The sequence below is a fragment of the Methanospirillum sp. genome (assembly GCF_035406105.1).
Taxonomy (GTDB): Archaea; Halobacteriota; Methanomicrobia; order Methanomicrobiales; family Methanospirillaceae; genus Methanospirillum.
The window spans coordinates 15,783-25,093 of the sequence record NZ_DAONKG010000008.1 but is presented as its reverse complement, the minus strand read 5'-3'; the positions used below and the strand labels follow the sequence as shown (position 1 = coordinate 25,093).

The 9,311-nt window shown below is 36.7% G+C and carries 9 protein-coding genes; all 9 read left to right on the top strand.

Annotated elements, in window-relative coordinates; all coding sequences use genetic code 11:
- The first annotated feature begins 977 nt into the window (after positions 1 to 977).
- The 9 genes from PLA23_RS00945 to PLA23_RS00905 all read left to right on the top strand — a co-directional run bounded on the left by PLA23_RS00945 (position 978) and on the right by PLA23_RS00905 (position 9,290).
- Positions 978 to 1,220 (top strand): hypothetical protein, encoded by a 243-nt coding sequence (locus PLA23_RS00945; protein WP_324329269.1) that lies wholly within the window; start codon positions 978 to 980, stop codon positions 1,218 to 1,220.
- Between the two features lie 35 nt (positions 1,221 to 1,255).
- Complete coding sequence (locus PLA23_RS00940; RefSeq protein WP_324329270.1) at positions 1,256 to 1,666, top strand: hypothetical protein; 411 nt, start codon at positions 1,256 to 1,258, stop codon at positions 1,664 to 1,666.
- 64 nt (positions 1,667 to 1,730) lie between these two features.
- On the top strand, positions 1,731 to 2,426 hold the full coding sequence (locus PLA23_RS00935) for a hypothetical protein (RefSeq protein ID WP_324329271.1): 696 nt from the start codon (positions 1,731 to 1,733) through the stop codon (positions 2,424 to 2,426).
- 44 nt (positions 2,427 to 2,470) lie between these two features.
- Positions 2,471 to 2,692, top strand: coding sequence for a histone (locus PLA23_RS00930; protein WP_324329272.1), 222 nt, complete (start codon positions 2,471 to 2,473; stop codon positions 2,690 to 2,692).
- A gap of 505 nt (positions 2,693 to 3,197) precedes the next feature.
- Positions 3,198 to 4,604, top strand: coding sequence for an ATP-dependent DNA ligase (locus PLA23_RS00925; RefSeq protein WP_324473625.1), 1,407 nt, complete (start codon positions 3,198 to 3,200; stop codon positions 4,602 to 4,604).
- Positions 4,605 to 4,676: 72 nt separating this feature from the next.
- The gene (locus PLA23_RS00920) at positions 4,677 to 5,195 is read left to right on the top strand and encodes a hypothetical protein (RefSeq protein ID WP_324473623.1); all 519 of its coding nucleotides are present in this window, start codon (positions 4,677 to 4,679) and stop codon (positions 5,193 to 5,195) included.
- Complete coding sequence (locus PLA23_RS00915) at positions 5,131 to 5,700, top strand: hypothetical protein (protein ID WP_324329275.1); 570 nt, start codon at positions 5,131 to 5,133, stop codon at positions 5,698 to 5,700. Before PLA23_RS00920 ends, PLA23_RS00915 begins: the two co-directional genes overlap by 65 nt.
- A 315-nt stretch (positions 5,701 to 6,015) precedes the next feature.
- Positions 6,016 to 7,431 carry a hypothetical protein gene (locus PLA23_RS00910; protein ID WP_324473621.1) on the top strand — a complete coding sequence of 472 codons (1,416 nt, stop codon included), beginning with the start codon at positions 6,016 to 6,018 and terminating at the stop codon, positions 7,429 to 7,431.
- Positions 7,432 to 7,670: 239 nt separating this feature from the next.
- A complete protein-coding gene (locus PLA23_RS00905; RefSeq protein WP_324329277.1) occupies positions 7,671 to 9,290 on the top strand; it encodes a hypothetical protein in 1,620 nt (539 codons plus the stop codon).
- Positions 9,291 to 9,311: the final 21 nt, after the last annotated feature.

Sequence of the window (9,311 nt, the reverse complement as noted above, 5' to 3'; positions counted from 1 at the left end):
TTTTTAAATTTTTTTTTTTTTTTTTTTTTTTTGAATTTTATTCTGAATTCCTTCTCTATCTCTCTCTCTCTGGATATCTTGCAACTCCCTGCAGGGTTCGGGCCGGAGTAGTTAGTTACACCCTTCCATCTATTGGTAGAGTCATTCCCTTAATCTCTAGATTTTCAAGGTAATATATAGTTGGCCAAGTAATATATAAGAGTAATAAAATAAAAAAGATAGGTAACATAGATGAATATCTGCCTAGAAGGTGTCTAAGTACCAGTTTTCAACAATTTCAATATTTGGCCGAAAATAAATAGTACCCGGCTGACATCAGTCTTCAGCATTTGGCCGAATCCCGGAATTGTCCATGTCATTTATATGAATCCATTTCCTTACATTCCTCACAGCAATACCCGTCATGTATCCCTTTGTATCTCATGCCACATCCTTGACATGTTCTCCATTGCACCAGTTTACTCCTCCGGAACTTCTTGGCGCAGTCCACACTGCAAAACACATGTCTTCCTCTCTGTATCTCACATTTATACACACCTTTCATCAGTTCTCCACACGCTTCACAGTGCCTCGTTACCCTTATATAAACTTCGTCAACCATCTTAACCTCTTTACAAAATCAACATAAATAATTTAACAACCTGCCACATACCATAACAAAATTCCATACTATTTTCCGTTATCCACCAGATTTATTTGGCCGAACCCAGTTATCTGATTATCCAATTATAAACTTAACCATCATTTTTTCATTCATCAATATCACTATTATCACCAATATTATCATCCCCAGTCATCATTTGGCCGAATCTTCAGCACCCCAGCCCCATCCATCACAATACCGGAACATTTTAACAATATCATCATCCATATTTGGCCGAAACAACATCATCATACCGGAACATCAGTGAGAATCTATTTGGCCGAAACATCTTGCTTATCTAACGTAAATCATCAATAAAACACGGTGTTACACCATGGAAGAACTATACACTGCTGTTATCACCATCATCGTTACATTAATCGGTGTTGGTATAACCTACTTTAAAACAAATGAAAAAGCAACGAAATATCTGACCATTGCAAAAGAGGCAATGGATGTCATCGTAACGGCCCGTGATTGTAATAAAACCGATGCAGAACTTGGTAAGGAAGTCCGTGAGTTCTTTGATGCAATCCATAAAGATTCAAGTCTCCCGGAACTCACCTACAAACAGTAAATGTGTAAGATACTAAACCACAGGAGAACCAAATCATGTCAGAAAATTTTGAAATAATCGGTATTGGAAAGACTGCGGAACAGGCAGCACTCGATCCCCGGAAATCCCTTGAAATGACCAGGATGGAACTTGTCGGAACCACCAATGGCAAACTCTTCCTTGCTCTCCGTGATTACGATCCGGACACCAACAACGCGATCCGCATGAAATTCAATGGATATCTCGTTAAAATCAAGGATAACGAATCCACAATGTTCACTAATTCTGAACAGCAGAAACCCGGAAGATACCTGCCATATCCATTTGATATTCCTATGAGATTCCTTGAAGACATTGTACCACCACAGACATTTACTATTCAGTTCGAGACCGGAACCTATGAATCAAATAATTTTATCAGAACCGGGACAAGTGAAATATTCCATCTCACCATTACCCAAATATAAATAAAGTGTGAAATCTATATTCATCACACATACTTTTTTATACTATGAAGTACAATACATATCCATGTTACTCTATGCACTTATAATTGTTATTGTATTCTGGTATATTGGGCATCACATTTGGTGGGAATATGGATATGAAGGCGGGTATGTTACCATAGCAGGTATTATCATCGCCATACTCTTCGTGAATGTCTGTATGGATGTTGAAAATCCAGATCCCCGGTTCAATGTCATGGTTGAATGGTTCCCGTATCTTGGAATCTTCAATCCAAACGTTCCTGACGGTATCCATTTCAAACCATTTACCCAGATAACCCCCGTCCGCTTTAATGAACTGGACTTTGATGAAACCTTTTTCGATAAGAAACTTACATTTAAAGACGGGGAAATTGGAAAAATAAGTTTAAATCTACGGGCTTTCAGGATCGATCCGACTTCGGAAAATCTTGAAAAACATATGTTCAAATATAAATATTATGATAAACTGATTTCCAAACTAACAGATGAACTAATCAGTGAAATGCGCCTTACAGACATGACAATATGGGAAGCGAAATATGCTGTGTCGTTCGGAAAATACAACGAAAACAATTTCAAAAAAATATTCTGGGATAAAATGCGAAATTACGGCATATTTCCGTTTTATGACGGGGAAGGAATCCGCCGCGACTTTGTATGTCTTTTTATCACTCCCAAAAACAGCAATATAAAGGATGCATTTAATGAGCAATATGCATCACAATATTTTTATATCTAAATATCAAACCATATATTGCAGTTTTTTAACTGCGGAGAGCACAAATGAGCAGTATTCCAAAAGCACCTATCAGACGGATGTTTAAAGACAAGACCGAATCAGAGACGCGCATATCAATCTCTGCTATTATTGCAGCAACGGAAGGTATTCAGAACATCATTTATAACATTGTTGAGGTGTCAGAAAAAATTGCAAAGCATGCCGGACGTAAGACAATCCTCGATGAAGATGTAAATCTGGCATTTGAATACGTCATCAAACAGTAAACTCATATCAAAACCTTGGGTGATCGACCGACCATAACTCTTATCATTCTTCCTTTCCCTTTCTCACTCTTTTAAACAATTAACAAATCTTCAATAACTCTTCTGATTTGTTAAAATCCGAAAATAACGGATTTCCAGACAAAACAATACAGGAAAAACCTCTCAACAAAATGAAGGAAAGGAAAGGTGTGAATCTTCCCTTTTGATATCATCCTGTTGTGTTGTAACTGCACATACCTACGGGTTGTTGCCACTATTTAAATATTTTAAACCCGAAATGTCCAGTACAATTGTTTAACAATTTAATGTCGATATAATATAAAACCAAACTTTTTTAAAAACTATTAAATACATTAAAATCAGATGTATGTGCAAAGAACATGCTCTCCTCTTTGCATAACACCCAACAATGTCCGGCATGGGAATCCTATCTTTTCTCCCATGCTAATTCAATTAAATCCTGATTAACTAATAATTTAAGTATTATCAGGTCTAATATAATAATATGTCAGATTCTATAGAATCATTTTTCCAGACCCTGCATACTATCAGCACTACCGGTTCACGCATTGTTAAAAAGCAGATTCTTATCAATTATTTAAAAACATTGGATTCTGCTGATCTTATAATCATCATGAATATCTTACTGAATAACTATGTTACAAATGTTGGTCCCTCATTAATCAGTAAATTCAAATCTGCACAAACATCACTGTTTCCTGAAACCATAACTATCGAAAAGTTTCATGAGATTCTTCAGCAATTTACATATTCATCAACTGAAAATGCTCATTTGATCCAGTTTTTGTTTATGAATACAGATATCCAGCATAGAAATTACATACGGAAAATCTTATTAAACAACATAAACATTGGTATTTCAGAGGTATCAATTCTTGAATCGTTATCCGAGGTATTACAGACTGATGCAAAATCCCAGTATTTCATAATACATGATATATCCAGAATTATTAATAAACAATATCGGGGACCGGAACTCTTCAATCCAATTATGAGTATGCTTGCCGATTCAACTGACATTTCAAAGTATCCCGAAGATTATTCGATCGAATATAAATACGACGGGTTTCGGCATCAGTATCATAAATCAGACAGTTTATGGAAGATTTTTTCACGAAAACCTGAAGATATCAGTTATAAAGTATATGAAACCGGTGAATTCTATACAAAAATCCTGAATTCATTAAATGTTCAGAACATTATACTTGATGGTGAGTTGATCAGCCCGAATATGAAGTTTCAGGATGCTGTAAAAAAACATACATCATTAGTCCCGGTTATCTTTGATATCCTTTATTTAAACAATACATCACTACTCGACACACCATATATAAAGCGTCGTGAAATACTTGAAAATCTCCTGAAAAACACTGGTATAACCATATCGAAGCGGTTTGACAAATCCATGTTGTACGATACTTATTCGGAAGCTTTAAAATCCGGATACGAGGGAATTATCGTTAAGAATAATGTTGAACCATATATTCCGAATGAACGAAAGTGGATCAAGATGAAACGACAGACCGATTCCATGGATCTTGTTATAACAGGAGCGGTTATGGGGGAAGGAAAACGTTCTCATCTTTACGGTTCTTTCATTTTAAGTGGTCTCTATAATGATGAACTATCCCCGGTATGCAGGGTGGGAACCGGATTTACTGATGCGGAACTCGAGATCCTGTATAAGATTCTTAAGCCATACGAGGTCGTTAAATCTGATGGTTCTATCCACTTTCCTGATATCCGGATTTACGTGGAGATCGATTACTTCGAAATAACAGATTCTCCCCTGTATCCATGTGGAAAATCCCTTCGTTTTCCTGTATTTAAACAAATCAGAACCGATAAATCACTTTCTACCATCCAAAATCTCAATAAATTAATAAAATAATGAAGTTCAATTATATTAATATAATAATTATTTTTCAAAATACTTAAATAAAATTACAGTCAAGTATTAATCATGGCACTTCTTGTATCAGAAGAATACGTCAATCCATATGGTAAAAAGACATTAAATGTGTTGAACATTGCCGTTATAGATGACTTAAAGATAATGAAGGATACAGAATCCGATGGATATGTAATCTGTGCAAGTCATGGTGATTTTGAAAAATTTATCTGTAAATGTGACACAATTGAAGAATCAAAGAGCATCATAAAAAATATATATAATTCTCATACAAAGTCTGAAGAATACGAAATCATCGATGTTGAGTCCATCAAACCGCTTCCGGTAATGGAATCCATCAGTGTTGATGAAGTACATGATCTTATGCTTGATATCCTTGAACATCTTGGATATTCAAATCTGGTACAACTGTACGAAAGCAAGATTGGTGAGTATATCGAGTCTTCTTCACAAAGCAGCATACAGAAGAACAGAACATTGGATGAATTCATCAGTGAGGTTCCACATGACAGAGATACAAAAGCAATCAAGGCAGAATCCATTCAAACGGGAAACATGTCCTATATGTGAAGCCGGGTCTATCGGTGTTAAATGGATTCGTGATTATTATCAGGGTAATAATGTAGGCATTGCTGATATCGCAGCAAACTTTGGTATGACCATTGAAGAGGTCTACAGACATATTAACCACCACGAGCTGATGGTTATACATGATGTGGAGGCAAACCGGCAAACCCGTGAACTTTCAAGCCCGGACTTTATCTTAAACGAGTTATCCACATTATACAGTGCAGTTTATGAGTGTTTTCAGGATATTCGTGCAAATGAAACCGATGGAGTAAAGATTGACCAGATAACCAGATTAAGTAAGGAACTTCGTGAGACAATAAAACAAATTACGGATTATCAGGGTAAAACCGGTCAGAAATCCGAACGTGAGATGAAAATCATCAATATCGAAGGAAACTTTAACATGCTGGTAGATGTGATATCCGGTGGAACACTCTGTCCGCATTGTCAGGCAAAAGTCCTTGAAAAACTTGATAACCCGGAGTTAATCAAACTACTTAAATAATACTATTTAATAAATCCAATTTAATAAATCCAATTTAATAAATCCAATTTAATAAACCCTGTTAAATAAAACCCTGTTAAATAAAACCCTGTTAAATAAAACCCTTTTTAGTTAACCTCATTTATTTAATTCCTGTTTAATCAGAATTATTTAATCAAAACATCTTTTATATACAGATTTCCACCATTTTTAAATAAAGGTAACCAGTTTATTTATATCATTGTGGTATCCAAGATTATCCATGAATTATCCCCAAATGAGCGATTGGCATATACCAAGACGGTTTTAAGAATCAGACAGGACCCGATATGGTTTATGAAGGAGATTCTTGGGTGGAAAGGAATGTGGCCAAAACAAGAGGAGATCATCCGGACGTTTTATCAGCATAAGTATAACCCAAGCCTTCCCGAATATAAAGAACTTGCTTGGATTTCCGGACAGAGATCCGGAAAATCTGTTGTAGTTGGTCATATTGCAGCATATGAATTCCATGAGATTATTTCGCTTGATGATCCTGCAGGATATTATCATTTAATGAAGAAACAACCGCTTGCTGTAACATGTATTGCAGCAGGAAAAGATCAGGCGCTTGATGGTATCTTTAGTCTGATGCAGACAGCATTGGAAGAATCCGAATGGATTAACCATCATTACGATTTAACGTTTCACTCAGATGGTCGTATCGATTCATACTATAATAAGTGTTTTGCACAGGTAAAGGCAGCACGTGCTGATACTGCAGCAGGATATACAAGCAAAGCTGTGTTATTTGATGAATTAGATCTATTCCAGAATAACACAACTTCCAAACTTGCAGCAGAGAATGTATTTCGCAAACTGGTTAACTCAACCATGACACTGGGAAATGCCGGAAAAATCATCAGCATTTCTTCACTGGATTATACAAACGGGATGATGGCACGTGTATATTACGATGCTACCCAAAAACCGAATGCATTAGCCTACAAATATTGTACATGGGAAGTCAATCCAAATCCTGAAGTGTCAGAAGAGCGTCTCCGGGAAGAATATAAGTATAATATGGAAGCATTCTGGAAATATTTTGCGAATCGTCCGGATGTAAGCAGCACTATGATGTTTCCCGGAGGAGTTCGCTTAAACCACACCATTCCAAATCTCTTAAAAACCGATATAATAAGTCTTGATACGGAAGTCAAGGATATTCCACGGGTTATTGCCATAGATCCTGCAGTAAAGAATGATTCATTCGGTATGGCATTCGGATGGCGAAGAGGAGATTATATCAGGATTGACGGGGTTACCAAATATGAAAAACCCGGTGAAAAAGATGCGTTCATTAAACCATCCGATATCAAAAACATTATTTCATTGATTCTTGATGAAATGAACATAATTGGATTTATCCATGACACATACCAATATCCGGAAATCCTTGAGATGGTTGAGTATGATTACGGGCTTCAGCCAATTCAGCATCATGCAGACGCGGAAGCATATGGAAAATGGTTTGAGATTCAGGAAGGTGCCAGTCCTTTAAGTCTGGACATTACCTATGATGAACATCTCCGCCGTGAATGTGAACAGTTAACAAAAGAACGACTTCCAAGTGGCAAAATCCGGATAGATCACCCACCACGCGGAGGAAAAGATTCTGCTGATCCGGTAGCAAACTGTATCTGGTATCTTGACGCCAACATGCAGGACTTATACGGTTCATTCAAGCCCGTGGGGATGATCGGGATTATCTGATTTTCATCGGGTTAAACACAATACATTTAAATATCACCAGATTATCATTTATAAATATAACCTAAATTTATATATAGAAGAAATTTACAATATAAAAACTATGAAAGTGTTGATTAAATATAAAGATGGTCATTCCGAGGAGAATGTAATAGATTGTACATGCAGACTCCCGAAAACATTAAAACAGGTGTTTTTAAATAAAGAAGTAGTGGATTCTGTTGTAATCACGGAGTTATAACATGGCACGGATACAGCGGTTCCGGTTTGGTGCTGCGCCATGGAATATCGTGAATGTTTCGGCAGGAGGAGTTGCAGAAAATCAATCAAACAGTACCAATTTTGTCAGATATCTCATGGGAAATTCAAATTTTCATGAGATGGGAAGGGAAGAATTACTTGAAAATCTGTATATAATTGATCCTGAAATTGCATCTGCTGTTGACAGTTTCAGTGTTATGTGCAGGGAAAGCTTCAAACATTTTATTCTTATTGACAACATAGAAACAGATAATCTTCCAGATACCATAGAGAATATCCCGACTGATTTTACAGTCTCTTCCAAAAACCAGATCCGGTCAGAAGCAACTATTCATAACACATATAATCAGAGTTTACTTGATGAAATGGTTGATACAGCAAACTGGATAGCACGGACATCACATATTGAAAATCTCTTTGAACAGTTCGGCTCCATTCTGTATATCCATGGCAATCTCTATGTTCTGATCAACAAGGATTATTCCTTAACTATATTACCCAACGACAGGGTTACCATTGTGGATAAAACAGAAAGAATAAGCCAGAATATATCAACATCCGATGATTTCGACAGTGTTATTACAGAAGCGAACATTCTGGTTCTTGATGAAGGAAAACCAACTCAGAAAACATTTAAAAAAGACAATTTCAGGATTATTAAATTCAGGGAAGTCCCGATTAATGTCAAGGATTCCAAAAACAGATTAACTTATGGGATTTATTCTATCAGTCCGCTTCGTCGTGCAGTTATACCGGTTTGGTTCAAACGGATTTTAATGGCAAATGATGCATTATGGCGTGCAAAAAACGTCCCGCGTGAACATCATAAAATTAGTGCTGAATCCTTTAATACCGGATTATATCAGGGCAGTAACGAGCAAAGAATGAGAAAGGCACAGGCAGCGGCAGAAGCATTTATCAGCCAGTATAAAAACGAGATCTCAAGCAAATCCCCGGATCAGGCCTATATCACACTGGATACCATAAACATCGAGCATGTTGAGCCAAAAACCGCGTCATATATGTCTGCTAATGAACTGATGGAACAGATGAATGATGCCGTGTTCAGTGCGATTAATCTTCCCAGATCCGTGGTTAAGGGAATTTCCGGTAGCAACTTTGCCAGTGAACTGGTTATCTCAACATACACAAGCACAAAAGTGGTTCAAATCGCCAAAAAAATTGGAAATCTCATTCTTGAAATCATCAAATTAAAATTACTTGAGATAAATCCGGCATATCCTGTCCAGTACCTTGATATAAAAATAGATTATGAATTAGGTACATCACGTCTTGAAAAGATCAAGGAAGTTCAGATTTTATCAACACTCGGTATCTGTACACTTGATGAACTCCGGTCTATAGTTGGACTCAAACCACTGACAGCAGAACAGATACAACAGGGTCTGGTTAATACAACCAACAAATCAACAGATAATGCTAGCAATGTCTCAACTTCTGATCAGAACAAACTGGATTATCCGACAACCCCGCATAGTGCAGTTACACAACCAACCGATTCCGCTCAGGCAATCATTAATAAAGTTACACAGTCAACCAGTGATTCAACAACTGAAAGAAAAATCCAGCAAAACTCATAAATTTCAATTCAGACCATTTTT